The organism is Mycobacterium sp., assembly GCF_044223235.1.
Lineage (GTDB): Bacteria > Actinomycetota > Actinomycetes > Mycobacteriales > Mycobacteriaceae > Mycobacterium.
This window is the reverse complement of sequence record NZ_JBGAME010000022.1, coordinates 59,529-83,554: the sequence shown is the minus strand read 5'-3', so window position 1 is coordinate 83,554 and position 24,026 is coordinate 59,529. Positions and strand designations below refer to the sequence as shown.

Here is a 24,026-nt window from a genome sequence, read left to right as displayed (position 1 = left end):
CGCCCCCCCCCCCCCCCCACACTTTTCCGTTGGCTCCTGAGCCACGTTCCGGTCAGAGGTCCAGCGGGGCGTTCGCCGAGTCGAGGTGCTCGACCGTGGTGAACACCAGGTCCGTGTCGCCCACGTTCTCGATGTCGTGCAACAGGTATTCGCCCTCGGCGAAGGTGAAGTGACGGGTCTCCCCCGCACCGTAGGAAACGTCGCGGGTGGTGCCGTCCGACGTGTGTTGTCTACTGCGGCCCGCGTTGACTGCCGTCCAGAAGTAGTCCAGCACATGACGGTGGGCGTGCCAGCGCTGCCCGGGAGCGAGCCTGATCTCCCAGACCCGCACTCTGTCGTTCTGGCTGAGCAGCCGGGAGCCGACGTGCCCGTCATGCGAATGCGTTTCGAACTCGGCGCGCAGCTCGTCGCTCCATCCGTCGAAATTCGTGGCCACCAGCGAACCGGCCAGCGGGGCGTCGGTGAGAAAGTCCTTGGTGCTGGTCATTGCTGTTCCTTCCGTCAATATGGTCGAGCCGGCAATGTGGTCGAGCCGGCGGTGTGGTCGAGCCGGCAATGTGGTCGAGCCGGCGGTGTGGTCTAGCGGCCCGGCCCGTACAGGCCGAACCGGTTCTCCGGATCGCCGGGCACCCACGTGCAATCGACCTGCGAACGGGTCCCCATCTCCTTGACCCGACGCACCAGTCGCTGGGCAAGTTCGAGCTGGCCGGGTTCCCATTTGGCGAGCGCCTCGGCGATATCGGCGCTGTCGGACAATGCGTCGTAGAGCGCCCACGCATTGGCGGCGGCCTTGGCGGTGCCCGCCGCGGCGTGGGGCCGCGCGGCACTCGCCGCGTCCCCGACGAGTGCGATACGGCCCATCGCCATCTGGTGGGCGTCGACGTCGTAAACGGCTTGCAGATAGGGCTGTTCGGTACGCAGCACCACTTCCGCCGCCGCCGGTGCGAGCACCTGCGATGCCGCCGAGCGCATCTCGTCGACAAAGCGGTCCTGCACCTGACCGGGGTGCAGAGAGACGCCCGCGACGAAGCCCCGCTTGTCCGTCATCAACTCGTCGAGCGCATGCCCCTCGGCCACATTGCGGTACCACACGTAGTTCAGCAGGCGCTCCCCCGGCCTGAGGCCGCCATCCTGCGACGGGATCGGGTACACGTTGATGTGAGTGTGGGGCGCCAGACTGTAGCTGATCGAGCCACGCAGCAGCTCGAACGTCTGGGCAGACACCTGGCTTTCGGGCACCGTGCCACGCCACCCGACGTATCCCGAGTACTCGAGCCGGGATTCCGGCGAGATCCGGCGTCGGCTCGGCGAGGTGATGCCGTCGGCGAAGACCACCAGGTCGGCGCGTTCGCGTCGCCCCGAGGTGAACCGCACCTCCACACCGTCGGCGTCCTGATCGAAGCCCGCCGCATACTCGCCGAGGTGGTAGCGCCCGGTGCCGTAGTCGGCGAGCAACGCCCGGTAGAACGTCCCCCACGAGGTGTAGCGCCACGGCGCTTCCTCGCGGTAGACCACCGTATTGTCCGGCCCGAGATACTGGACGAAATGCGTTGATGTGCTGACGGTTTCCGGGCGTTGGCTGCTGCACTCCACGAACCACCGCAGCGTGTCGGGCTGCAGCACGATCCCGCCTCCCCTGCCGTCCAGGTCGCTCGGGGTGCGTTCGTAGACGTCGACGTCGAAGCCGAGCCTGCGCAGCAATAGCGCCGTCGTCAGGCCGCCGATCGAACCCCCGATGACGAGGGCCCGGTGACCGCTCCAGTCCTGCCGCGCGCTGTCATTCATGTCCTTCTCCTGTGTCGAGCCCGAGGAACACCCGGGCGTTGGCTTCCAACACGGCGTCGTCGATGTCCGCCGCGTGGGAGAGGTAAAGGGGGTCTGGGGTTCCCATGTCGAACGGGTAGTCGCTGCCACACATGAGCCGCTGCGGGTCCGCGTGTGCGGCCAGTAGCCTCAGGGCGGCGACATCGTGTGTCAGGGTGTCGAACCAGAGTTCGGTGAAAGCCTCCCGGGGCGCCCTGCTGCCACCCGCACGGACGTCGGCCCGGTGCTGCCACCCGTGCTGCCAGCGCCCCACCAGCGCCGGCGCACATCCGCCGCCGTGTACGAGGCAGATCCGCAACCGCGGCAATTCGTCGATGACGCCGCCGAGGGTGAGAGCTGCTGCGGCCGTGGCGGATTCGACGGGATTCCCGATCAGGTTGGTCAGGTAGTAAGACGACCACTCCGGCCGCGGCAGCTGCATGGGGTGCACCAGCACCGCGAGGTCATGCTCGGCGGCCGCGACCAGGATGTCCCGCATCGGCGCGGCGTCGAATGACGTCCCGTCGAGCAGCGGCGGCACCGAGATTCCGCGCACCTCTGCCGAGTTCGCGATCTCGAGGAGCTGTTTGCGGGCGGCTTCGGGGTCATGCAGCGTCACCAGACCGAGCCCGAGCAGCCGCCCGCTGCTGTCCCGGCACGCCTTGGCGAGCGCGTCGTTGAAGCTGCGGACGAACTCGTCGACACCGTCGGCCGCGGCGACCGGAAAGGCGAAGGGCGGAGCGGAGATGACACGCGCACCGAGCCCGGCGGCATCGGTGTCGGCGAGGACCCGCTGTACATCGCTCATCGCCTCGGTCTCGATGGACAGCGGCAGATCGCCGAGATGCAGTTGGCCGCGGTGGTCGCGCAACGCCGGGAGCGGGGAACCCGGCGCCAGCCCGAACAGGTCGTCGGGAAGCCAGTGCGCGTGGACGTCGATCGGCCCCGGCCGCACCGTCATGCCGCCGACCTCACGGCCTCGAGCGCCTCGAAGCGGGCGAGCACCTCGGCCTGGAGCACGGCCACCGCGGGGTCCGACGCCCGCCGCGGTCTCGGCAGGTCGACGTCGATGATCTCGTGGATCCGTCCGCCGGGCGCCAGCACCACGATCCGGTCCGAGAGCTGAACCGCCTCCGTCACATCGTGCGTGACGAACATGACGGTGCGCCGGGATTCGAGCCAGATGCGTTCCAGGTGCTCACGTAGCGTCCGGGAGGTCATCGCGTCGAGGTGGCTGAACGGTTCGTCCATCAAGAGCACGTCGGGTTCCACGGCGAACGCCCTCGCGATACCGATGCGCTGCTGCTGCCCACCGGACAGCTGAGCGGGGAACCTGTCCGCGCAGTGACTCAGGCCGACCAGGTCCAGGTAGTGGGCCGCCCTCTCCTGCCAGCCGGCGCGCTCGTGCTGGACGAATCCCAGATTGGCCATCACCGTCCGCCACGGCAGCAGGCGCGGATCCTGAAAGACGTAGCCCACTCGCGCGTCCCGCACGCCGGCGCGGAGTCGGACACTGCCCGATGTCCGGGATTCGATGCCGGACACGATGTTCAGCAGCGTCGTCTTGCCGCTGCCCGACGGACCGACGACGGAGACGAAGGTCTCTCCGGAGATGGTCAGGTCGATATCGTCGATGACACGGGTGACGGCACCCCGTCGATCGGTGAATTCCTTGATCAGACGTTGGATTTCGATGGAAGCCATGGTTGTCTCGCTCTCTTGGTCAGGCGTTGCGCCAGCGGGTGGCGAAGCGCTCGATGGGTCCGAGGATCAGTAGGTCGGCGATGACGAGGAGCAGGATGAACACCAGCACCCAGGCCAGGAAGCCGTCGAGTTGGTTGGCGTCGTACCAGTAGCGGGCGCGCCAGCCGACGCCCGAGGTGGCGCCGAACCACTCCGCGAGCAGTAGTCCGTTCCACGCGCTCATGATCGCGAATCGCACGGCGGCGACCGTGGATCCGGCGACCGCCGGCACGACGATCTGACGCAGCACACGGGTCCGAGACACACCGAAGGCGCGCGCCATCAGGAGGACGTCGGCGGGTACCGCACGGGTGGCCTTCGCGATGTTGACGACGACGAACGGCAGGCCGGACAGGAACACGGTCACCACCGGGGTGAGCCAGCCGAACCCGAACCACATGGTGGTCAGCAGGGCCCAGATCACCGCGGGGATCGCGAGCGCCGCCGCCGTCAGGTCGGACAGGGCAACGTCGGCAACCCGCGAAAGCCCCATCACCACGCCGATCGCTGCGCCCACCACCAGCGCCGCGGCGAGTCCGAGCGCGAAGCGATTCATGCTGATCGCGAGGTTGCCCCAGAGTTCGCCGGCGGCTGATTCCGCGCCGAGCCGCTGGACCGTCTCGTTCACCGATGGCACCCGGTTGCCGACGACGACCGCCAGCTGCCAGGCCGCCAAGATGCTCAGGACTGCTGCGAGAGTGGCGGTGGCCGAGATGCTTTGGCCGCTTAGTCGACGCTGCCAGGACTGCAGTGTGGTCACGCGAGTTCCTTTCGCCATGCGAAGAATCGAGTCTCGAGGTGGGCCAGACCGCGTTCGATCAGCACCATCGCGACGATGAAGAGTGCCGTCCAGGCCAGCATGTCGTCGACCTGAAACTCCTGGTATGCCTTGCGGATCATGAAGCCGACGCCGTTGCTCGCGCCGAACACCTCGGTGAGAGCCTCCACCTTCCACGCCATCGCGAAGCCGTATCGCACCCCGGCGAATACGAACGTGGTCAGCGCAGGCAGGTAGAGGTGACGCAGGATGTCGGAGCGCTTGCGTTCGAAGGCCTGGCACATCGCCAGCAGGTTGCCGTCGACGGAGCGGACACCTTCCGCGACGTTCATCGCGATGAAGGGCAGCGCCACCAGCGCCGAGACCACGATCGGGCCACCGGCCCCGACCCCGAAGATCAGCAGTCCGAACACCGCGTAGGTCAGACCGGGCATATTGCCGAGGACGAACAGCGGGAGCGAGAAGTAGGACGTCATGAAACTGCTGCGCCCCATGACGAATCCGATGACCAGTCCGCCGATCATCGCGATGGCGAAGCCCGCGGCGATCTTGGCGATACTCGCCGCGAAGTTCGTGAACGCCTCGCCCGAGGCGATGATCGCGACAACCCGCTCGGCGACACCGGCGGGCCGCGGGAGGATCGGGTCGTCGACCCAGGCGGCGACCGCGGCCCATGCACCGATGGTCAGGAGGAGCGTCACGCCGGAGACCAGCCAGCGACGGCGCCACAGCGGCGTACCGGGTGCCGGACGGGGCGTGGGCTGCACCGGCTCGGACCGGGTGTCGGGTGGGGCGACAGTCTGGGTCACGGGTGGACTCCTTCGGTCGGCAGGAACTGTGGGTCGGTTTCGTCGCCGGCGATCACACCGGTGGTGCGCATCAGATCGAAGATCGAGCTCTCGTCCTCGGCCCATTTGGCATCGAAGCGGACCCGGTCGGTCACCCAGTCATGCTGGGCCACATAGCTCTTCATGAACTCGATGTCTTCGGGGGTGGCGACGGCGAAATGCTGGGGGTAGCGCTCGATCATCTCGTCGCGGTGTTCGGACCATTCGACGAGACCGCGGTCCCACAGGTCGAGGAAGGCCGCCACCTCCCCCGGATGGCCGTCCACCCAGTCCTTACGGGCAACGAACACATTGCCCATCGGGCCGTCATGCCCCGGGGCGACGAGTTCGGCGAACAGGTCGGCCGACGACTTGCCGTCGTACAGCGGACGCACCGAGCCGTCCCGCAGTTCGCGGGCGGACAGGTCCGGGTAGCAGATGCAGGCGTCGATCTCGCCGCGCGCCAACAGGTTGGACAGGTTCTGGATATCGGCCACCACGACATCGAAGTCGCCGTCGACGATTTGCAGGTCGTGCATCTGCTTGACCAGCGCGCTCCACACCAGCGTGCCGGAGACGGTGGTGAAGACTCCGAGCCGCTTTCCCTTGAGGTCGGCGAGCGTCTCGGCGGGATCATCGGCGCGCACGAGGATGCGGCTGCGTTCGGCGTTGTAGCGGCCGATGATCACCGTCTCCCGTTCCGTCTGTTCCTCCAACCCGGGCACCTCGAAGGACGCCGTTGAGATGATGTCGGCGTGTCCGCCGGCGAAGAGCCCGAATTCGTCCCAGGTGGCGCTGGTCTGGATCGAGTAGCCGGTGTCGGCCTCCCATTGCTCGACGACCCCGGTGTCGTGCATGTAGTCCCAGATCGGGTCGGGGGCGAACGTGAAGCGGATGACGCCGTCGGCGGCCGTCCGCGACGACGCCGGGCCGCCGAGGCCTGCGGAGCACCCCGTGGACAGCGCGACCGTGGCCGCGGACACGATTGCCACGGCCGTCGTGGCGCAGGTGCGAAGCGAAAGGGTCACCAACAACCTCCCTGTTCAGTGACGATGATCACGACCACCACCATGCGTGCGGCAGACCACTGTCGACAATGTCTATCGACACACACTTATGCTCTTGGCTATGTCTTGTGACACATACAGCGGAGCGGGGCCGCAGCTCGAGCACTGGCTCGATGCGCTCGCCGAGATCGGGGTGGCGGTGGGCGGAGAGGAACCCGTTGCCGACGTCCTGGACCGGGTTGCCCGAACCGCCTGCACGCTGCTGAGCTACGACTTCTGCGCCGTCTTCCTTCCCGACGACCACGGCCGGGCTCTGACGATCGTCGGATCCCATGGCCTGTCCCCCGAATACGTCGCGCAGGTCAACGCGAACCGGCCGATCCTGCTGGACCTGCGCGGCGAGCGGGAGGCTCCGTCCAGCGTCGCGTTCCGAACCGGAGACGTCGTGACGCTGGAGGACATCGCTGTCGTTCCCGACTTCACGTGGAGCGGTGTGGCGCAGGAGCAGGGCTATCGAGCGCTGATCTCCGCGCCGATGCGACGAGGCGAGGCGACCGTCGGTGTCCTCAACGGGTACCGCGCCGAGCCGCACGGCTTCGACCGTGCCGAGATCACCTTGGTCAAAACGCTTGCGACGCAAGTCGCGATAGCACTGGGCACCGCGCAGCTGCGCGCCCAGGAACAGGCGACGATCCGGGAGCTGCGCCGTGCCGAAGAGGTTCACCGGTTGCTCACGGCGACCGCACTGCGCGGCGAGGGGGTGTCTGGGGTCGCGCGCGCACTGGCCGAGCTGCTCGATCGCCCGGTGCGGATCCGAGACGTCTATGACGAAGCGCTTGGCAGTGCCGGGTGGGCCGACAATGGCGGACCGCGGGAGAGTCACGCCGTGGCCGATGTGGTGCTCGAGGGCGCATCCGTCGCGCAGATCCAGATTGCCGCGCAACAGGATGAGCTGTCCGCGCTCGAGATCCGGGCAGTGGAGCACGCCGCCACCGTCACGGCTCTGGAGCTGTTGCGGGCCCGCACCGCCGCCGAAGTCGAACAGCGCCTTCGCGGCTCGTTGGTCGCCGATCTTCTCACCGCCGACGACGCCGGGATGGCCGCACTACTGGTCCGAGCGCGCCGACTGGGCTGGAACCTTTCCGGCGGGCAGACGCTCATCGCCATCCGGTGCCCGGAGTCACGACGATCCGACGGGCGCCCCGCCACCGAGCGGGTACTTGCGGCGGCCGACCGGTTCGTCGCCGCGGCGAAACCGCGACCCCTGTCGGCCGTGTACCGCGGTGATGTCGTCGTGGTCGTTCCGTCGTCGTCCGCACATCGACGGGCGAGTGCCGGCTCGACAGTCGAGCTCGCGTCGCAGTTGGTGGAATCACTGGCCACCACCGGGACGGCCGATCAGGCGGTGGCCGCGGTGTCGCCCGAGCTGACGGCCCATGAGTTACCCGGCGCCTTCCGGACCCTCCGTGGCGCACTCGATCTGGCCGGAGACCGAACCGATTCGGCGGTGATCGATCTGAACGAGATCACCGTCGATCACCTGCTGCTCCAGCTCGACGATCCAGACCGGTTGCGCCAGTTCGCCTTGTCGGTGCTCGGCCGCGCCATCGAATACGACGAGGCAAGATCCACCGAGCTGCTGCGCACCGCCCGGGTACTTCTCGACCACGGCCTGGACCGCCAGGCGACGGCCGCGGTGCTCCACCTGCATCCCAACACCGTTGCGCAGCGGATCCGCAGACTCGAGGAGCTCACGGGGCTGCGCCTGTCCCGCCCCGGCGACCTGCTTCAGCTGACGGCCGCACTCACCGTGTCGCGGATCGCATCGCTCGGCTGACCACCACCCCACGGCTAGGCGCGGGCGGCCGCGGACTGCAGCGCCCGGAAGACCGAGTTCACGACCAGCTCGACCTTGAATCCGTTCTGGCTCAACGGTGAAGCACCGTCCGCCGCGATACGTGCGGCGTCCCGGAATGCCGTCGCAGACGGATGCTTCCCCGCGAGCACCCCCGACACCGCAGGCAATCGCCATGGCTTCGCGGCGACTCCGCCGAGAACGATGGCCGCGGACTCCACCACACCGTCGTCGATCTCCAGACCGGCGGCCACCGATACCAGCGCGAACGCATAGCTGTGCCGATCGCGGACCTTCAGATACCAGCTGTGGGTCGCGTATGACGGCGCCGGCAGTTCCACGGCGATGATCAGTTCGGTTCCATCCAGGGCGGTGTCCCGCTCCGGGTGCACGCCGGGTAGCACGAAGAAATCGTTGATCGGGATCGCCGTGGCGCCCCCGGCGCCGACCACGTGCACGACCGCATCCAATGCCACCAGTGCGACCGCCATATCGGACGGGTGCACTGCGACGCATTCGGCGCTGGCACCGAACAACGCGTGTTCACGGTTGAAGCCGGCACGGGCGGTGCAACCCGAACCCGGCACCCGCTTGTTGCACTGGTCGAATGCCGGATCCATGAAGTACGGACACCGCGTGCGCTGCATCAGGTTTCCGCCGACGGTGGCCATGTTGCGGATCTGCGTCGTGGCCCCCGACAGGATCGCCTGAGAGAGCATGGGGTAGTCCTGCCGAATCAGCGGATCGTTGGCCAGCGCGGAGTTCGTGACGCCGGCGCCTATCAGGACCCCACCCGCCGCTGTCCGCTCCACCGTGCGCAAACCCAGGCGGCCGACGTCGATCAGCGCAGCCGGTTCCTGCACACCGGTTTTCATCAGGTCCAGCAGGTTGGTACCACCCGCGAAGTACTGCGCACCACCTGCCGCGGCTTCGATGGCGTCCTCGACGGAGACAGCGTGGCGGAACTCGAACGTCTTCATGCTCGCTCGGACACCTCCGCGATGGCCGCGACGATGTTCGCGTACGCACCGCACCGACAGATGTTCCCCGCCATCCGCTCTCTGATCTCGTTGTGGGACAACTCGGTCGGACCCTTTGCGACGTCGCACAGCGGGCCGTCGAACGTCGCGGCCGAAAGGTCGCCGCGCGCATGCTCACGGAGCACCGCGCATGCCGACGTCAGTTGCCCGGGGGTGCAGTAGCCGCATTGAAATCCGTCGTGGTCGACGAAAGCCTGTTGAACCGGGTTCAGCTCGTCGCCGTCGGCCATTCCCTCGACGGTCCGCACACTGGCTCCGTCGACCGAAACGGCGAGCGTGAGGCAGCTCAGTACCCGCTCGCCGTCGACCTCGACCGTGCAAGCGCCGCACAAGCCGTGGTCGCACCCCTTTTTGGTGCCCGTCAGCGCCAGCCGCTCGCGCAACAGGTCGAGCAACGTGGAACGGACATCCAACTCGATGTCGTGTGCGACTTCGTTGACCTTCAAGCCGACACGGTGAGCCTGGCCGGTCACTGCGGATTCCTCTCTGCGCGGGCCGGTTCGAGCGGCTTGAGCAACGTCTCCAGGGTGACGGGCAGGTTTCGCAGCCGTTTTCCGGTCGCGTGGTGGATCGCATTGGCGATGGCCGCAGGCACCCCGCAGGCACCGATCTCGCCGATCCCGCGGACACCGATCGGGTCGAGGCTGGGGTCGGGACGATCGACGAACGTGATGTCGAAATCAGGGCGGTCGGCGTGGGTGGGCAGGTAGTACTCGCCGATCGGCTGCGCGGTGAGCGGATCCACCGGAAGGTGTTCGAGCAGCGCCATTCCCAGCCCGAAGGTGATGCCGCCCATCACCTGGTTGGTGGCCAGCTTGGGGTTGAGCACCCGCCCACAGTCCAGCACCGCGACCCAGCGGGTGACGGTGACGCGCCCGAGCAACTCGTCGACCTCGACCTCGCAGAAGTGCGCGCCGAAGGATTGCGATACCGCGCCGCCTTCGGGAGCCCCGCCGCTGGAAACCGTGAACGACAGGTGCGCCGCGAGTTCCGCTCCGCCGCGAGCCAAGAGCCGTGACGCTGACTCGGCGCTGCCCGGTTCCCGGCGCGTGTCGAGTCGTCGCCGCCACTCCAGGCCCGCGGCGTAGACGGCAGAACCGACTGTCGCGGTCGTCTGCGATGCTCCGCTGTAGGGCGCGTCGGGGAAGGACGAATCGCCGGACTCGAAACTGACCTGCCATAGCGGCAGTCCAGTCACGTCGGACGCCAACTGGGCCATGACGGTGCGGACGCCCGTGCCGATCTCATGCGTCGCCGCACTGAATCGGACTGTGCCGTCGACCGACGTCTGCACTTGGCAGCCCGCGGGCATCCGACGGCCGGGGTAAGTGGCCGTCGCCATGCCCCAGCCGACCTGAACACCGTTGCGGCGCAGTGATCTCGGTGCGCTAGGGCGATCGTGCCAGCCGAATTTGCGTGCTCCCGTCGCGTAACACTCGTCGAGATGCGCACCCGACCAAGGTCGGCCGTTGGTCTGGTCGTGGTCGGTTACATTGGCCATGCGCAGCTGGAGTGGATCCATTCCGGTTGCCTCGGCGAGTTCGTCCATGGCGACCTCGAGCGCGAACAGCCCCGGCGCTTCGCCTGGGCCGCGCATGAAACACGGCGTGGGCGAGTTGATTCGGGCGACGGTGTGTGACACCTCCAGACGCGGTGAGCGGTAGAGGAAGCGCGCCGACAGGCCGGCTGGCTCGCAGAAGTGCGCGACGGTCGACGTCTCGGTCAGCGTGTGCTGTTCGGTGCTGACGATCTCACCGCCGTGATCGGCGACGAGGGCCACCCGCTGCTCGGTGCGCGGGCGATGCCCTGTGGAGGTGAACATCTGGTCGCGGGTGAGCACCAGCTTGACCGGTCGTCCGATCTCACGCGCCGCGACCGCGCACAGAACCACATGCATCCACAGAAAGCTCTTGGACCCGAACGCACCGCCGACCAGTGGCGAGAGGATGCGAATCCGCTCTTCGGGAATCGCGAGATAGGCCGCCAGCACCCTTCGCTCACCGGTGATCCACCGCGTCGTGTCGTGGACGGTGAGGGAGTCACCGTCCCACTGTGCGATCGTCGCCGACAGCTCGATCGGGTAGTGCGCGTTCACCGCTGTGGTGAAGGTTTCTTCCACCTTGACGCCGGGCGGCTCGACGGACGGTCCGCGGCGGTCCTGCAGCTTCTCGTCGGCCAGCTTCACGAAGTGGTCGGGGTGGTAGACGCCGTGACGGACCCGGCCGTCATCCCCGTCGGGCACCACCGGTTCGGCGAGCACCTGCGCGGCGGAGAGCTGAGCATGCGCGACGACGTAGTCGAACGTCATCCGCGAAGCGGCGTCGGCGGCATTCTCCGGCGAATCGGCGACGACGAGCGCCACGTGCTGACCGACGTGGTGCACCGCCAGATCGGACAGCGGCGGACGCCGCTCCAGCGGCAGGTCCCATGTCAGATCGGCTGGAAGCTCCTGCAGTGGAGGGCAGTTCAACGGAGTCAGCACGTGCACGACTCCCGGGGCGGCAGCGGCGCGAGCCGCCGCGGCCGCCATCGATTCGGGTGTGATGCGGCCGTGCGGGATCTGCGACTGGACGAGCATTCCGTACGTCACCCCGGCGACAGGGGTGTCCGCGGTGTAGCGGGCACGGCCTGTCACCTTGTCTCGGCCCTCGACCCGGCTGATCGGCCTTCCGACGAGATCAGGCATGCCCTAGTACTTCTCGATGGGATTGCGCCGGCCCACGATCAGCGGATCCGTTGCCGTGAACGGCAACTCGGGCAGATCATCGACGTGTGTGCCGAAGCTCGCGACGAGCACCGAGCTCACGTCGATCAAGGAGACAGAGTCCGAGCTGCGAGTGATCGAGGCGGTCAAGTCGTTCCCCTTCGGCCGAGTTCGCTGACCACTTCGACCTTTGTCCGTGCGACCGCTCCTGTCTTCGATGCTGACCACCATATCGTGGGCGTGCTGGCAGGGAGCGGTCATTCCGGCTAGCCCCCATATGCGGCGATCCACCGCAATGACACTTCCCTGCCGCGGCTCGATTGGCACGAGTCGGTGTTCGCCGACCGGGGAGACTCCCGGCCTAGGTCATTTGGTGCTGAGGCCGGCGTCGGCGAGCCATTTCGTGGCGATGTCGGCGAGGTTGGTTCCCTTGGCTGCTTCGGCGTTCATCGAGATGAGGTCGTCGGTCGTCAGTTTGGCCGACACGGAGTCGAGTGTTGTGGTGATGGTGTCGGTCTGCTTGGCGGACTTGATAACCGGGACGACGTTCTCCGCAGCGAACAGCGACTTGTCATCCTCGAGCGGACCCTGAACACGGCGCAGGAGAATCCGCTGTTCGACGTCGACGGAGATGCGGTTGTCCACCACGGCGCTTTCTATCAGGCCTCGCTCGCACTCGAATTGGACGGAACCACTCTCGCACTGGCCTTGACGGCACCCATCACGCATTCCCGAATCAGAATGCTCAATGATCCGGATACCAACGGCGGCAAAGCATTCCTCGCCGGCGGACCGGACGGTTCCTCTGGGTTGATGATGGTCGAGTACGTCGCCGCGGGTGCCATCGCCGAGATCCGCAACGCCGCTCAGCCGGCGTCGGCGGGCACACTGGTGCTGTCGAGAGGTGCCGAAGAGGACGCCACCTTCGCGTCGCAGGGCGCGCAACAACTCGAGCGGTCCATCGCCGCGTATCGCGTACTGCTCGGCTGCGAACTGTTGGGCGCCGTGCGGTTGCTGCGGCAGCGTGGCCTCGATGATCAATACTCGGGCGCTGTCGGCGATGCGATCGCACTCGGCGCGGGCCTCCCCCGAAATGATGAGGACCGAGACCTTCGCGGTGACATCGCGTTGGCGGAGTCCCTGCTCGACCACATCGGACGACTTGTGCCGCAGTAGGGTTGAGGCCCGCGCGTCGGCGCGGTAGGCCCCACCGAGACGCCATCAATGCGATGGTCATTCGCCGGGGAAGTGAATCCTGTGGTTGGCCCTTGACGGCCCACCACCCTCCTGCCCGGGTCGGGCCGATATCTACCACAGCGACGCGGTCGGTTGCGGCGTGCCAACACACCATGTCGTAGGTCTCACCGCCACTGGCGCGGTTAGCTGCCTCGTTTGGAGGCGTTGTCCACGAAGCGGTTCGCGGTCGTCGCTGATCCCCTGACCGTTGCATTGGTATCGCGCGCGCCCTCAGCGGACGATCCTGCACATTCCGGATGTGAAAAGAGCCAGCCCGCTTCGGTGTTGGACAGGTAGAACGCGACCTCCCGCGCTGGCGGCGCCGGACCTTCGAACGGTTTCGTCCTCACTCTGACGCGCGTCACTTCCCAACTCCCGCGGGCATCCTGCGAGCTTCGAGCCCCTGGTCAACGTATTATCTCGCTGCATCATCGAACGTCGATTTGGGGGGCTGGTGGTGTCGTCGCGTCGAGAATTTCTTCATGCTGTGCGTCGGCGAATTGTGGTCTGGATACTCTTCGGTGTGGTCGGTGGGCTCACGCCGCTGTACTTGATCAGCTCGCAACGGGCGTCGACCGGCGAGCCCAGCAGCATCGTTGATGTCATCGCCACAGGCGAACTCATATTGATTTCTGCCGTTTTGGCTATTGGTTCTATTGGCGAGTTGCTGGCGAACGCCAAGAGCCGCCTTTCGTTGTATGCAATTTTCAACGTGGTGTGCGCAATCTCGGTGCTATTCGGCGGCGCGCTCTTTTACGCACGGATCAAGAGTGCTGAGTACTGGAGCGTCCGCTGGAACGATCCGACAACGATGCCCCGGCATGCGATACCAGCCCCTCCCGATCACATCTTCGGATGGTCCGTCACGGCTTTTGTCGTGAGCCTCGTGATCGGCGTGAGTATCATCTGGATTATCACGCTAGGAGAGCAGAGCAATGACGATTGACTGGCTGCCGATCGCCTTGATCGCGGTGCCGGGAGCCCTCAGCGTAGTTAGCGCAGTACTCGCTACGGTTCAACATACACATCGGCGGCACCAGCGCGACCGGGAGCATATCGCGGCGGCCTACGGGGCGCCCTAGCCCTTGGCCGTGCTCGGACCTGCGGAAATCACTCGGATCTGTTGAACCCCGTCTGAGGTTTCCTTAATGCCTGAGCGGGCCGAACGCCCCGTCCAGGAAGTACTAAGAACGAATCATGACGATCCACAGCCGGTATGACGTCGACGGCATGGGGCAGATGCGCAGAAAAATGGTGGGTGGTCCCGGCTGGTATCGAACCAGCGACCTTCCGCGTGTGAGGCGGACGCTCTCCCACTGAGCTACGAGACCGGGGAGTCCGTCGACGTGCGATCGACGGGCCGAACGACGTCGAACACTAGCACGGACAGGCTTCGAGCCCCGAATCCATAGTCCCGCACACGTCCGGACCGCCGACGCCGGCTTTGCCAGATCGAGCGGCCGCCGCGTCGAAGTCCCGGCAACCTGCCGAACATGGCTCGCCGCGGTCGGTTACTGCAGGTTGCTTGCCCCGTCGGCGTGACGATGCTTGTGCTTGCCGGCGGCGCCATCGCCTTGGCTGACCACCCACCCGTCGTCACGGTCGACGGCGTCGACGTCGTTCTCACCGGCGACACCGAGGTTGTCGAGGGCACGGGGTTCACCTCGCGCAGTGGCAACATCGGCTGCTACATCGATCCGGAGACTGTGCAGTGCGACATCGGTGAGCGTGACTGGGCGCCGCCGCCGAAGCCGGCGGACTGTCCTGACTTCACGGATTTCGGCCAGGACCTCACTCCCGAGGAGGTGGATCCGCTGGATTCGTCTGCGCCGGCGACACCACGCTCAACAGCGGACCGCCCCTGGCGTTCGGCGACACCATCACCGCCGGGCGCCTGCGCTGCGAAAGCACCTCTGCAGGCATCCGATGCTGGGACTTTGCGCACGGCGGCGCATTCTCGCTTTCACGCGAGCGATACTCGCTGTCCTGACCTCGCCGGAAGCCACGACTCGCCGCGGGGAGGGGATTTGTGTGCCGACGCTTGCGTGGACTATCGTCGTGCATCGCGATGGGCGACGATCTCGTCCGTGGCGCGCGGATGTAGCGCAGTTGGTAGCGCATCACCTTGCCAAGGTGAGGGTCGCGGGTTCGAATCCCGTCATCCGCTCGAGGTGCAGTCGCATCAACCCCAGCGGTGGAGTGGCCGAGTGGTGAGGCAACGGCCTGCAAAGCCGTGCACACGGGTTCGATTCCCGTCTCCACCTCCAGCAGGATCCCGGCGCGATTAGCTCAGCGGGAGAGCGCTTCCCTGACACGGAAGAGGTCACTGGTTCAATCCCAGTATCGCGCACCAGCTCCGATGCTCAAGGCGTGCTTTTGGGGCACCCGATTAGCGCCGCAACCGATATGCCACCAACACCTGGAAAACATGGCGCTGGCAGCAATGTCGGAAGCGGCTTCCCATCGGGGCACCTGCGTTTGCCCATCAGCGGTCACTGCGGCTGCTGGATGCACGGCCCCGGGGCACCCGGCAATGTGATGGCCGGGTCAGGGAATGGGTCTTTCCTGGGCATGGCTTAGGTGAGGACGTCCAACTCTTCGACTAATGCGGGCCGGATATTGTGGACGCGCTTGGCGCGGCCCGCCCCGACGATGCGGCACGGGTTGTTGTTGATCAGTTCATCGTTGACGGCGCTGCCCATGATGGTGCGCAGCAGGCTGTAGGCGTGTGGCTACGCATGGTGGGTTTTTCGGTGAGGGTGGCCGCGTGCCAGTCCCGAACGTCCTTCGGCGCGATACCGGCCGGTGCCTTGTCCCGAACGTCGGCAACAGGTGATCCTCAAGGATTCGGGCGTAGAGCTCTCGGGTGCGGGGTTTGATCGGGCGACCCGACACGTGCCGGTTGTCCAGCCATGTTCCGGCGTACTCGGCGAACGTGACCGGCGGCGCGAGGGTGCTGTCCCGCCAGCGGCCACGTTCGATTTCGGGGCGCTTGTCGGTGATCCACGCTTCGGCATCAATGCGGGCGGTGAACGTGCGACCGGCGGTCAACAGAGCGCCGGTGGGCGGTGAGATGCATAAGTGCTGGTGCGCAGCTTCGCAACCATCACCAAGATGCGGTCGGGTCGCTACCAAGTCCGTTACACCGCCACTTCCTCACCGGTGGCGCCGAAGCCAAGACAATCCTCGGAGATCTAACGGCCGCACTGGCTGCGCCGTACTCGTGATCGTGGGCGCGATTACTGCCGATCAGGTTTCAGGCGTGTAGCCGACGCGGCCGTCAGCAAACAGCCGCAGGTGTGACTGTGCGTTGCTCAACGCGCTCGCCCACACCTCGCGTCTGCCCGGCGAGGCTTTGCCGTGGGCGCTCGGCGTTGTTTCATCGCGACGAGACCCCGCCAAGTTACATGCGCGCAGCACGCCCCGGTGCTGTCCACAATGTCATCGCCCGCACGAGGTCGGCGGGAATCAGCCACTACTTGTCGTAGACGGCATCGATCGAGCTGAACGTGCGAGCGACCGGGTGCCCGGCCGGCCGGACCCCCCTGTGCGGTTCGCGCCGGTAGGGGTGCTGCCACACGGTGGGGGTTGTCACTTGAAGGGGCTATCGGAAAGCCCCAAGTGGGACAACGACCTGGGGCTTTCCGTCGGGCGGGTCTACTTTTCTTTGCAAGGGTCGGTGCCAGGGCTGATGGTGATGCGCGCGGACTGCGCGCTGACGATCGTGGTGCCGTTGTCGCAGAAGTTGGCCATGGCGTTCAGGTTGGCTCCCTCGACGACTTCGCTGCCGGAGTTGCGGCCCGCGAACACGATATTGGCGCTACCGCCCTCCACGCGGGCTGAGCTGTCGTCGCCACTGGCGGTCACGACATTGCTGCTGCCGCCGCCGGTCACGCTGGCTGTGCTGTTCTCGCCATTGGCGGCGGCGACGTTGAGGGAGCCACCGTTGATCTCGGACACGCTGTTCTCGCCGATGGCGAGGGCGATGTTGCCCATGCCGCCGCTCGCGCTGGCCGAACCACCGTTGAGCGCCGCAGCGGCGTTGCCGAAGGTGGCATCGGCATCGGCGTCGCCCACGCTAACGCCGATACCGCTAACGTTGACGGCGGCCCCGGGCGCGGCCGAGGCGGTTGGCGTGCCCAGCCCTACTAGGGCGGCAAGGGCCACACCGGCGATAGCGGGAGGGAACAGGAATGTGGACTGCTTCATCGGAGGTCCTTTCCTCGGGGGCGAGTTAGCATACTTTTCCGACTTTGCCAACTCACTGAGTGTAAACCTTTTAGGTCGAAGCGGTAACAATTCTCCAGTTAGCGATGCTCGCGCAGCTGCTGGTGGGGCTCGCGGTAACGGCCATGACCCCGATGCTGAACCGGGCGTTTGAGTGGCGTGTCCGTCGGCGAGCTGCTCGACCAGCTCACGCGCGGCACCCGCGTCTTCCTGGTGCGGCTCGCTGACGTGACCCCCATCTGTTCGGTGGGACCGACCGCGACGACCCACTGTCGCGCGTACTGCTTGAGCGCCTCGGCCGAGCGCAGCGTGTAAATCCTGAGCTGGAACGCGATTTCGGTATCCCTTCGGTCGCGAACGGCGCAGTGATGTTTGTGCGCTGATCAGGTCATCAGCGTGAGACACAGGGGGCGGCTACAAGGCCCTGTACGACCGCCCTGCCGGTGATGATTCGGTCCCACTGACCTTGCAGCACACGGGCGTTCGGTGGGACTTCACCTGTCGTGGCGGCTGTAGCGAGTTGCCGATTGATCGGCGCGCTCACCCGCACATACAGCACAAGCCAGACCAGCAGCAGGCCCACGGCGGCACCGGCAGAGACGGCCGGCGACCGCGGCGAGTGCGGCACTGGTGGCCGCGCCGACAGTGCCCAGCACTCCCGGAATCGGCATCCGTCGGTCGCCGTACAGATGCACGTATCCCATCACCGCAACCAGCCACCGGTCATCGACACGAGCCAGAGCGGGCCGAAGAACCATCGCACAGAAGACGTCGGAGCCGTAGACGACCGCGGTCCCCAACACCGCCATGCCAGCGGCAATCCTGGCGAGCTCGATCACGCGTCGCCGCCCGCCAGCTGTGGCAGAGCAGTCATTTGCTCAAGAAACTGCAGCGTGTTGAGTTCGTCCCAGTGCTCGACGAATATCCCGTTGCCCACCCGCCAGATATCGATCGAGCGCATCTCGACACCCAAACAGGCGCTGCGACAGGTTGCCCGTGCCAACGTCGACTTCGCCCAACAGAACCCGGCCGTCTATGACGCGATGTTCACCCGCGCCAACACGCTGCATTCCGCCACCGCCGAAACGCCGCATCAGTTGTCGGCCGCCTTCGCCCAACTCCGTGCTGTAGTCACCGCCCTCGCCCACAACCAGGACGTCGACACCCTGACCGAGGTGCTCTGGGCAGCGCTACACGGAATGATCACGCTGACCCGCAGCGGCCGACTACGTCCCGGGCGAGATTCCGACCGCCTCGATCTTCTCGTCACTGAACTCTCCGCCATTACGTAAGCGGACACGCCCAACCGCCGATGCCAGGCGGCCCATCGGCTCGCTACGACGGGCCGTGAATCAGGGCTTGTTGAAAATCCCACCCAGCGACTTGAACGAATCCTCGACCGCCTTCTTCTGAGCGGTCCACTGCTCTTCCAGCTGCTCGGCGACGGCCTTGCGCTGGTCGACCCATTGCTGTTCGAGCTGTTCTGCCAGCGCCTTGCGCTGGGAGTCCCACTTCTCGGCGACCTCGGCGACCCGTTCCTTGTCGAACAGGTCCGCCACCGCCTTCCTCTGGGCGTCCCACTGCTGTTCGAACAGCTCCCCGAACGCTTTGCGCTGCGCATCCCACTGCTCGACCATCTGGTCGGCAAGCGCCTTGATCCGGCTCTGGTTGTCCTGCAGCAGCTCGTTCAACTGGCCGCTGACCTGACCGCCCGACTCGTCCGCCATCGTCTGACCTCTCCGTGCTCCTGGGATGATCTCGACCACTTGCCATCGTGGCACCGCATGTCCACCTGCGGGGCGGGATCCGCCGCGATTCGTGGACAGAAACGAGCGGCACCCGCAACCCGGCGTGCACAATCGCCAGCGCGGCAGGCTGTCTGGCTCCCCACGGCTCGCTGCGAGTCTGCTGCGAGGGGTTCGCATTCGGGCGCTGGTGCGTTGTGATGGTTATGGGAGGACGCGCTGCGGGCGGTAATGGTCGAACCGCCCGTAGCGGGCTCCACCCGGTGAGCATTCCGGTTTCCCCGTTCCGGGTGCTCCGCGCACGGCCCGCCACCACCCCCCGGTGGCGGGCCGTTCTACGTGAAGCCCGGCGACCCCGCCAAAACCGGCGTGCAGGAAGTGTTTCGATACAGACTTAGCTACGGCGCGTAATCGGGGCAATAGGCCGCCGCCGCTGCCCCCACGAAGAATCCGCTGTCGGCGGCCCCGAGACCGCTATCTTCCATCACCTGATAGGTGGCGTCCACCAACGTGTTTCCGTCGGCCATGTATGAGCACACCGCGTTGGCGACGGTGATCGCATCACCCGGCGAGGTGTACGGAATGCCCTCGTCATCGAGGACGCCGATAAAGATGTCGTCGATCTCGTCGGCGTACGCCGGTGCGGCCGAAAGGGTCGCCAGTGCGGTGCCGGCCGCCACTGCCATCAACGCGAACTTGCCACGCACTGCACACCTCCTGGAGACTCACTGTGAAGTTGCACATTACGTCACCGGCAAACCGCGTGCAGGGGTTTGCTGAAGCGCATCAAATCTCGCGCAAACGAACTTCCGCGCCGGGGTTCCCGCGTTCACCTGACCGATAAGCCAGGCACGCGTCGTCGTCAACTGCGCATTGACGCCACTGCAACGTCAACCTACAGTTGACGACATGCCACAGCCGGCCAAGATCTCCTATCCCGTGCGACTCGACGATCTCATCGACATCATCAAGCGAGTCCACGACGAACCACTCGAACAACTCACTGATGCTGTTCTCGCCGCCGAGTCTCTCGATGAGATCGCCGACCACCTCATCGGCCATTTCGTCGACCAGGCGCGGCGGTCCGGCGCGTCGTGGACCGAGATCGGCAAGTGCATGGGCGTCACCAAGCAGGCCGCGCAAAAGCGCTTCGTTCCGAAGGCACCCGACTTCGAATCGGCCGCGCTCGACCCCAGCGCCGGCTTCGGCAGATTCACCCCACGCGCGCGCAACGCCGTCGTCGTCGCACAGAACAAGGCCCATGAGGCGCGAAACAGCGAGATCACCCTGGGACACCTGCTGCTCGGGCTGGTAGCCGATCCCGACGGGCTCGCCGTCAGACTGCTCGCCAGCCAGGGTATCGACACCGCCGACGTCGAGGAGGCGATCACCCTGCCGCCTCCCTCCGACGGCGAACCGCCTGCGTTGATCCCGTTCAACGGTCCGGCCAAGAAGGCGCTGGAGCTGACCTTCCGCCAGGCGGTTCGGTTGGGCCACAACTACATCGGCACCGAGCACCTTCTGCTGGCGCTGTTCGAGGTCGAGGAAGGCGGCGGTCCGCTGCACCGGCTCGGCATCGATAAGGGCCGCTTCGAACGCGACCTCGTCAGCGCCCTGCAGCAGATCGGCACAAGCTGATCTCACAAACCGGACCGCCGCGGCGTCTACATGATGTGACAGTGCGACCGTTCGAGGATGTGGTTGCCCAGCACGGCCCCACCGTGTTGCGTGTCTGCCGTGCCGTCGTGGGCCCCGTCGACGCAGATGACGCATGGTCGGAGACCTTTCTGTCGGCGCTGCGGGCATATCCGGACCTACCCGGCGACGCCAACGTCGAAGCCTGGCTGGTGACCATCGCCCACCGCCGCGCCCTCGACGTCGGCCGCGCCCGGTCCCGCACACCGGTCCCCACCAACACCCTGCCCGACCGGCAAGCGGCGCACGCCGATCCCGCGGAACGCCACCCGGACCTGTGGGCCGCGCTAGGCCGGCTGCCCACCAAACAGCGGCAGGCCGTGGCCTACCACCACATCGCCGGGTTGCCGTTCACCGAGATCGCCGAACTGCTCGGCAACTCCCCCGACGCCGCACGTCGCGCCGCCGCCGACGGCATCAGGACGCTCCGCAAGATCTACCCGAAGGACCAATCAGCATGAGCACCAACATCTTTGACGAGATCGAGGCCGACGCCGCCGGTCTGGCCCACCTGCACCGCCGCCTCGAGACAGCCGCCGATGAGGCCGGCGTTCTCGACATCGCCTACCGCCGCGTCGACACCCCCGTCGGCGCTCTGCTGCTGGCCGCCACCACCGTCGGCCTGATCCGGGTCGCCTACGACGTGGAGGACCATACCGCCGTGCTCGCCCGTTTGGCCGAGACGGTGAGCCCTCGGATCCTGCACGCACCTGCCCGACTGGACGACGCGGCGCGCCAGATCGAGGAGTATTTCGCCAAGCGGCGCACCACCTTTGAGCTGCCGGTGGATCTGCGCCTCAGCTCCGGCTTCCAGCGCAGCGTCATCGAACACCTCCGCGATATCGGCTACGGCCATCGGGAGAGTTATGCGACGGTGGCGGCCGCAATCGGAAGCCCGCGCGCGGTACGGGCAGTCGGCACCGCCTGCGCGCATAACCCCCTTCCGCTCGTCATCCCCTGCCACCGGGTGGTGCGGTCGGACGGCTCGACAGGCCAGTACATCGGGGGCCAGACGGCGAAATCCACGCTGCTGGAGCTGGAGGCGGCCTGACCGGGAATGAAAGTGGCTGGACAACGGTAGAACTGCTCATGAGACTCGATCCCGCCGCCCGTGAACTCGTCGAATCGGCGTCCGACGCCACCCTTGTCACTCTCAACCCAGACGGCAGCCCACAGGTCACCCTGGTGTGGGCGGCATTGCAGTCCACCCCCGACGGCGACGAACTGGTCGTCGCACACCTGGCAGAGCACAAGAAGGTCCGCAACATTCGCCGCGACCCGCGCGTCGCGGTGACGATCGTCGCGGCCGCGGGACATGGTCAGCCGATGACGCCGTATCTGGCGATCGACGGCACGGCCTACGTCACCGACGGCGGCGCACCGGAACTCCTCGAGGAGCTCGCCAAGACGCGGGTGCCGCCGGGTGTTCCGTTCCCGCCGGACAACCCGCCGCCCGGCTACCTGACTCACATCCGGATCGACAAGGTCGGCGGCGTCGGCCCCTGGGCGCAGTAGGGGAACCCCGCAGCGCTGCCGCGCGCGTGTGCCATCATGCGAGACATGCGGTCTGGCGGCAGGAGCACACAGGGTTGTGGCATCTTCGCCGACGTGACGCTCTCCGGCGTGCCGGACGAGCTGCAGAACACCTCGCCGGAGCCACCGCCACCGGCGAGATGTTCGTGGACAGCTACCGCGAGATGGTGTCCAACATGATGCTGATCGACCGGCTCAGCGGCATCCACCAGGCCCAACCGAACCTGGGCTGACGGTGGCCGCGCAAATCACCCCGGACGTCGCTGCGGCCGCGCCCGCCGACCTTCCCGAACTCGCCGACGTCGCGGCGCGGACGTTTCCGCTGGCCTGTCCGGCCTCAGCCACCGAGGACAACATTGCCGCCTTCGTCTCCGAGCACCTCTCCGAAGACCGATTCCGCGGCTACCTGACCGACCCCGACCGGGTCGTGCTGCTGGCCCGCGGCGTCGACGGTAAGGCGCTCGGCTACGCGATGCTCATCCGCGGCGTGCCCGACGACCCCGACGTCCAGCGCGCGGTCACCGAGCGCCCGGCCATCGAACTGTCCAAGATGTACGTGCTGCCCGACGGTCACGGCGCGGGAGTCGCGGCCGCGCTGATGAGCACCGCCGTCGACCGAGCCGCCGCACTGGACCTGCGGAGCATCTGGCTCGGGGTCAACCAGGCCAACAACCGCGCGCAACGCTTCTACGCCAAGCACGGCTTCGTCATCACCGGCACCAAGTCTTTCCGCCTCGGCGCCGCGGTCGAGAACGACTACGTGATGGCCCGCCCGCTGCCCTGACCCGGGTCAGAGTTTCATACCCGCTGCGGTCAACGCGAGCAGCCGCGACGTCGCCCGCAGATACTTCTTGCGGAATCCGCCCGCCAGCATCTCGGGGCTGAAAATCGTGTCGACCTTGGCACCCGAGGCCATCACCGGAATGCCTGCGTCATAGAGCCGGTCGGTCAGCGACACCAGCCGCAGCGCCACGTTCTGGTCGTCGATCAGGTGCATCCCGGTGATGAATACCGCGGTGACACCCTCGATCAGCGTCAGGTACCGCGACGGATGCATGGTCGCCAGATGTGCGCACAGCCCGTCGAAATCGTCCAGCGTGGCACCCGCGACCCCGGCGGCCCGGTCGGACACCTCGGCGTCGGTCGGCGGTTGCGGGGCGGGCGGGAGGTCGCGATGCCGGTAGTCGGGACCTTCGATCCGCACCGTGGTGAAGATCTGCCCCAGCGTGTGGATCTCCCGCATGAAGTCCTGCGCGGCGAACCGGCCCTCGCCCAGCTGCTCGGGCAGCGTGTTCGAGGTGGCCGCGACCGAGACCCCACGCTCCACCAGCTGGGACAGCAGCCGGGAGATCAGCGTGGTGTTACCCGGGTCGTCGAGCTCGAATTCGTCGATACACACCACGACGTAGTCGGCGAGTAGCTCGATGCACTCGATGAACCCGAACACCCCCGCCAGCTGCGTCAACTCGCCGAACGTCGCGAACGCCGCCGGCGCGGCCTGGCGCGAGGACAGCAAGTAATAGGACGACGCCAGCAGATGGGTCTTGCCCACCCCGAAGCCGCCGTCGAGGTAAATGCCGACACCCGGCAGCGCCTCACGTTTGCCGAACATCTTCCGCTTGCCCTCGCGGCGTTTGGTCGCCTCGTCGCAGAAGCGCCGGCAGAACCCGACCGCCGCGGCTTGTGTCGGCTCGGCCGGATCGGGACGGTAACTCTCGAAGCTCACCTCGGCGAACGTCGGCGGCGGCACCAGCTGCGCGATCAGCCGATCCGGCGTGACGGTCGGACGCCGATCGGCCAGGTGACTCACTGCGCTGGACCCGTTCATGGAGG

The 24,026-nt window shown here is 66.7% G+C and carries 26 protein-coding genes and 4 tRNA genes; 12 read left to right on the top strand and 18 right to left on the bottom strand.

Annotated features, from left to right (window positions below; genetic code table 11):
• Window positions 1-52: 52 nt before the first annotated feature.
• The 7 genes from ADBZ6K_RS21300 to ADBZ6K_RS21270 form a co-directional block, all read right to left on the bottom strand.
• The gene (locus tag ADBZ6K_RS21300) at window positions 53-487 is read right to left on the bottom strand and encodes a cupin domain-containing protein (protein ID WP_526350377.1); all 435 of its coding nucleotides are present in this window, start codon (window positions 485-487) and stop codon (window positions 53-55) included.
• Window positions 488-579: 92 nt separating this feature from the next.
• Window positions 580-1,785 carry an FAD-dependent oxidoreductase gene (locus ADBZ6K_RS21295; RefSeq protein WP_526350375.1) on the bottom strand — a complete coding sequence of 402 codons (1,206 nt, stop codon included), beginning with the start codon at window positions 1,783-1,785 and terminating at the stop codon, window positions 580-582.
• Complete coding sequence (locus ADBZ6K_RS21290) at window positions 1,778-2,764, bottom strand: amidohydrolase family protein (RefSeq protein ID WP_526350373.1); 987 nt, start codon at window positions 2,762-2,764, stop codon at window positions 1,778-1,780. The genes ADBZ6K_RS21295 and ADBZ6K_RS21290 overlap by 8 nt, the downstream gene beginning before the upstream one ends.
• The gene (locus tag ADBZ6K_RS21285) at window positions 2,761-3,507 is read right to left on the bottom strand and encodes an ABC transporter ATP-binding protein (protein ID WP_526350371.1); all 747 of its coding nucleotides are present in this window, start codon (window positions 3,505-3,507) and stop codon (window positions 2,761-2,763) included. Before ADBZ6K_RS21285 ends, ADBZ6K_RS21290 begins: the two co-directional genes overlap by 4 nt.
• A 19-nt stretch (window positions 3,508-3,526) precedes the next feature.
• Complete coding sequence (locus ADBZ6K_RS21280; RefSeq protein WP_526350369.1) at window positions 3,527-4,306, bottom strand: ABC transporter permease; 780 nt, start codon at window positions 4,304-4,306, stop codon at window positions 3,527-3,529.
• Window positions 4,303-5,133 carry an ABC transporter permease gene (locus tag ADBZ6K_RS21275; RefSeq protein WP_526350367.1) on the bottom strand — a complete coding sequence of 277 codons (831 nt, stop codon included), beginning with the start codon at window positions 5,131-5,133 and terminating at the stop codon, window positions 4,303-4,305. Before ADBZ6K_RS21275 ends, ADBZ6K_RS21280 begins: the two co-directional genes overlap by 4 nt.
• Window positions 5,130-6,179, bottom strand: coding sequence for an ABC transporter substrate-binding protein (locus ADBZ6K_RS21270; protein ID WP_526350365.1), 1,050 nt, complete (start codon window positions 6,177-6,179; stop codon window positions 5,130-5,132). Before ADBZ6K_RS21270 ends, ADBZ6K_RS21275 begins: the two co-directional genes overlap by 4 nt.
• Before the next feature lie 100 nt (window positions 6,180-6,279).
• On the opposite strand from ADBZ6K_RS21270, the gene ADBZ6K_RS21265 reads away from it, so the two are divergent.
• On the top strand, window positions 6,280-7,995 hold the full coding sequence (locus ADBZ6K_RS21265; RefSeq protein WP_526350363.1) for a helix-turn-helix domain-containing protein: 1,716 nt from the start codon (window positions 6,280-6,282) through the stop codon (window positions 7,993-7,995).
• 14 nt (window positions 7,996-8,009) lie between these two features.
• Here ADBZ6K_RS21265 and ADBZ6K_RS21260 read toward each other — a convergent pair whose 3' ends face one another.
• The 5 genes from ADBZ6K_RS21260 to ADBZ6K_RS21240 all read right to left on the bottom strand — a co-directional run bounded on the left by ADBZ6K_RS21260 (window position 8,010) and on the right by ADBZ6K_RS21240 (window position 12,405).
• Window positions 8,010-8,993, bottom strand: coding sequence for an FAD binding domain-containing protein (locus ADBZ6K_RS21260; protein ID WP_526350361.1), 984 nt, complete (start codon window positions 8,991-8,993; stop codon window positions 8,010-8,012).
• Window positions 8,990-9,526 (bottom strand): (2Fe-2S)-binding protein, encoded by a 537-nt coding sequence (locus ADBZ6K_RS21255; RefSeq protein ID WP_526350359.1) that lies wholly within the window; start codon window positions 9,524-9,526, stop codon window positions 8,990-8,992. The genes ADBZ6K_RS21260 and ADBZ6K_RS21255 overlap by 4 nt, the downstream gene beginning before the upstream one ends.
• Window positions 9,523-11,739: a xanthine dehydrogenase family protein molybdopterin-binding subunit gene (locus ADBZ6K_RS21250; protein ID WP_526350357.1), complete on the bottom strand. Its 2,217-nt coding sequence runs from the start codon at window positions 11,737-11,739 to the stop codon at window positions 9,523-9,525. The genes ADBZ6K_RS21255 and ADBZ6K_RS21250 overlap by 4 nt, the downstream gene beginning before the upstream one ends.
• Before the next feature lie 3 nt (window positions 11,740-11,742).
• A complete protein-coding gene (locus ADBZ6K_RS21245) occupies window positions 11,743-11,868 on the bottom strand; it encodes a hypothetical protein (RefSeq protein WP_526350355.1) in 126 nt (41 codons plus the stop codon).
• A gap of 255 nt (window positions 11,869-12,123) precedes the next feature.
• On the bottom strand, window positions 12,124-12,405 hold the full coding sequence (locus ADBZ6K_RS21240; protein ID WP_526350394.1) for a glycine betaine ABC transporter substrate-binding protein: 282 nt from the start codon (window positions 12,403-12,405) through the stop codon (window positions 12,124-12,126).
• Between ADBZ6K_RS21240 and ADBZ6K_RS21235 the strand changes: the two genes are divergently transcribed.
• Both ADBZ6K_RS21235 and ADBZ6K_RS21230 read left to right on the top strand, forming a co-directional pair.
• Window positions 12,331-12,933 carry an aromatic amino acid lyase gene (locus ADBZ6K_RS21235; RefSeq protein WP_526350392.1) on the top strand — a complete coding sequence of 201 codons (603 nt, stop codon included), beginning with the start codon at window positions 12,331-12,333 and terminating at the stop codon, window positions 12,931-12,933. The genes ADBZ6K_RS21240 and ADBZ6K_RS21235 overlap by 75 nt on opposite strands.
• Before the next feature lie 583 nt (window positions 12,934-13,516).
• Complete coding sequence (locus ADBZ6K_RS21230) at window positions 13,517-13,939, top strand: hypothetical protein (protein WP_526350353.1); 423 nt, start codon at window positions 13,517-13,519, stop codon at window positions 13,937-13,939.
• A 313-nt stretch (window positions 13,940-14,252) separates the two neighbouring features.
• Here the strand turns inward: ADBZ6K_RS21230 and ADBZ6K_RS21225 are convergent.
• Window positions 14,253-14,324: transfer RNA gene (locus ADBZ6K_RS21225), tRNA-Val, on the bottom strand.
• Window positions 14,325-15,087: 763 nt separating this feature from the next.
• On the opposite strand from ADBZ6K_RS21225, the gene ADBZ6K_RS21220 reads away from it, so the two are divergent.
• The 3 genes from ADBZ6K_RS21220 to ADBZ6K_RS21210 all read left to right on the top strand — a co-directional run bounded on the left by ADBZ6K_RS21220 (window position 15,088) and on the right by ADBZ6K_RS21210 (window position 15,346).
• A tRNA-Gly gene (locus ADBZ6K_RS21220) sits at window positions 15,088-15,160 on the top strand.
• Window positions 15,161-15,186: 26 nt separating this feature from the next.
• Window positions 15,187-15,260 (top strand) — tRNA-Cys (locus tag ADBZ6K_RS21215).
• Between the two features lie 11 nt (window positions 15,261-15,271).
• A tRNA-Val gene (locus tag ADBZ6K_RS21210) sits at window positions 15,272-15,346 on the top strand.
• Window positions 15,347-15,569: 223 nt separating this feature from the next.
• Here the strand turns inward: ADBZ6K_RS21210 and ADBZ6K_RS21205 are convergent.
• Window positions 15,570-15,695: a hypothetical protein gene (locus ADBZ6K_RS21205; RefSeq protein WP_526350351.1), complete on the bottom strand. Its 126-nt coding sequence runs from the start codon at window positions 15,693-15,695 to the stop codon at window positions 15,570-15,572.
• 955 nt (window positions 15,696-16,650) lie between these two features.
• Window positions 16,651-17,202 (bottom strand): hypothetical protein, encoded by a 552-nt coding sequence (locus ADBZ6K_RS21200; RefSeq protein ID WP_526350349.1) that lies wholly within the window; start codon window positions 17,200-17,202, stop codon window positions 16,651-16,653.
• 911 nt (window positions 17,203-18,113) lie between these two features.
• On the opposite strand from ADBZ6K_RS21200, the gene ADBZ6K_RS21195 reads away from it, so the two are divergent.
• Window positions 18,114-18,512, top strand: a complete 399-nt coding sequence (locus tag ADBZ6K_RS21195) for a WHG domain-containing protein (protein ID WP_526350347.1) — start codon at window positions 18,114-18,116, stop codon at window positions 18,510-18,512.
• A 60-nt stretch (window positions 18,513-18,572) separates the two neighbouring features.
• On the opposite strand, the gene ADBZ6K_RS21190 is transcribed toward ADBZ6K_RS21195, so the two are convergent.
• Window positions 18,573-18,947, bottom strand: a complete 375-nt coding sequence (locus tag ADBZ6K_RS21190; RefSeq protein ID WP_526350345.1) for a hypothetical protein — start codon at window positions 18,945-18,947, stop codon at window positions 18,573-18,575.
• Between the two features lie 416 nt (window positions 18,948-19,363).
• Window positions 19,364-19,672, bottom strand: a complete 309-nt coding sequence (locus tag ADBZ6K_RS21185) for a DUF732 domain-containing protein (protein WP_526350343.1) — start codon at window positions 19,670-19,672, stop codon at window positions 19,364-19,366.
• A 202-nt stretch (window positions 19,673-19,874) separates the two neighbouring features.
• Between ADBZ6K_RS21185 and ADBZ6K_RS21180 the strand changes: the two genes are divergently transcribed.
• The 5 genes from ADBZ6K_RS21180 (at window position 19,875) to ADBZ6K_RS21160 (ending at window position 22,977) form a co-directional block, all read left to right on the top strand.
• The gene (locus ADBZ6K_RS21180; RefSeq protein WP_526350341.1) at window positions 19,875-20,603 is read left to right on the top strand and encodes a Clp protease N-terminal domain-containing protein; all 729 of its coding nucleotides are present in this window, start codon (window positions 19,875-19,877) and stop codon (window positions 20,601-20,603) included.
• 41 nt (window positions 20,604-20,644) lie between these two features.
• On the top strand, window positions 20,645-21,121 hold the full coding sequence (locus ADBZ6K_RS21175) for an RNA polymerase sigma factor (protein WP_526350339.1): 477 nt from the start codon (window positions 20,645-20,647) through the stop codon (window positions 21,119-21,121).
• The gene (locus tag ADBZ6K_RS21170; RefSeq protein WP_526350337.1) at window positions 21,118-21,711 is read left to right on the top strand and encodes a methylated-DNA--[protein]-cysteine S-methyltransferase; all 594 of its coding nucleotides are present in this window, start codon (window positions 21,118-21,120) and stop codon (window positions 21,709-21,711) included. Before ADBZ6K_RS21175 ends, ADBZ6K_RS21170 begins: the two co-directional genes overlap by 4 nt.
• A gap of 38 nt (window positions 21,712-21,749) precedes the next feature.
• Window positions 21,750-22,175 (top strand): TIGR03618 family F420-dependent PPOX class oxidoreductase, encoded by a 426-nt coding sequence (locus tag ADBZ6K_RS21165; RefSeq protein ID WP_526350335.1) that lies wholly within the window; start codon window positions 21,750-21,752, stop codon window positions 22,173-22,175.
• Between the two features lie 253 nt (window positions 22,176-22,428).
• A complete protein-coding gene (locus ADBZ6K_RS21160) occupies window positions 22,429-22,977 on the top strand; it encodes a GNAT family N-acetyltransferase (protein ID WP_526350333.1) in 549 nt (182 codons plus the stop codon).
• Window positions 22,978-22,983: 6 nt separating this feature from the next.
• On the opposite strand, the gene zapE is transcribed toward ADBZ6K_RS21160, so the two are convergent.
• Window positions 22,984-24,021 carry a cell division protein ZapE gene (gene zapE, locus ADBZ6K_RS21155; protein ID WP_526350331.1) on the bottom strand — a complete coding sequence of 346 codons (1,038 nt, stop codon included), beginning with the start codon at window positions 24,019-24,021 and terminating at the stop codon, window positions 22,984-22,986.
• Between the last annotated feature and the right edge of the window lie 5 nt (window positions 24,022-24,026).

Coding starts and splice junctions, on each gene's coding strand:
- ADBZ6K_RS21300 (WP_526350377.1), bottom strand. CDS start 487: ATGACCAGCACCAAGGACTTTCTCACCGACGCCCCGCTGGCCGGTTCG.
- ADBZ6K_RS21295 (WP_526350375.1), bottom strand. CDS start 1,785: ATGAATGACAGCGCGCGGCAGGACTGGAGCGGTCACCGGGCCCTCGTC.
- ADBZ6K_RS21290 (WP_526350373.1), bottom strand. CDS start 2,764: ATGACGGTGCGGCCGGGGCCGATCGACGTCCACGCGCACTGGCTTCCC.
- ADBZ6K_RS21285 (WP_526350371.1), bottom strand. CDS start 3,507: ATGGCTTCCATCGAAATCCAACGTCTGATCAAGGAATTCACCGATCGA.
- ADBZ6K_RS21265 (WP_526350363.1), top strand. CDS start 6,280: ATGTCTTGTGACACATACAGCGGAGCGGGGCCGCAGCTCGAGCACTGG.
- ADBZ6K_RS21260 (WP_526350361.1), bottom strand. CDS start 8,993: ATGAAGACGTTCGAGTTCCGCCACGCTGTCTCCGTCGAGGACGCCATC.
- ADBZ6K_RS21250 (WP_526350357.1), bottom strand. CDS start 11,739: ATGCCTGATCTCGTCGGAAGGCCGATCAGCCGGGTCGAGGGCCGAGAC.
- ADBZ6K_RS21205 (WP_526350351.1), bottom strand. CDS start 15,695: ATGGGCAGCGCCGTCAACGATGAACTGATCAACAACAACCCGTGCCGC.
- ADBZ6K_RS21200 (WP_526350349.1), bottom strand. CDS start 17,202: ATGAAGCAGTCCACATTCCTGTTCCCTCCCGCTATCGCCGGTGTGGCC.
- ADBZ6K_RS21190 (WP_526350345.1), bottom strand. CDS start 18,947: ATGGCGGACGAGTCGGGCGGTCAGGTCAGCGGCCAGTTGAACGAGCTG.
- ADBZ6K_RS21180 (WP_526350341.1), top strand. CDS start 19,875: ATGCCACAGCCGGCCAAGATCTCCTATCCCGTGCGACTCGACGATCTC.
- ADBZ6K_RS21170 (WP_526350337.1), top strand. CDS start 21,118: ATGAGCACCAACATCTTTGACGAGATCGAGGCCGACGCCGCCGGTCTG.
- ADBZ6K_RS21165 (WP_526350335.1), top strand. CDS start 21,750: ATGAGACTCGATCCCGCCGCCCGTGAACTCGTCGAATCGGCGTCCGAC.
- zapE (WP_526350331.1), bottom strand. CDS start 24,021: ATGAACGGGTCCAGCGCAGTGAGTCACCTGGCCGATCGGCGTCCGACC.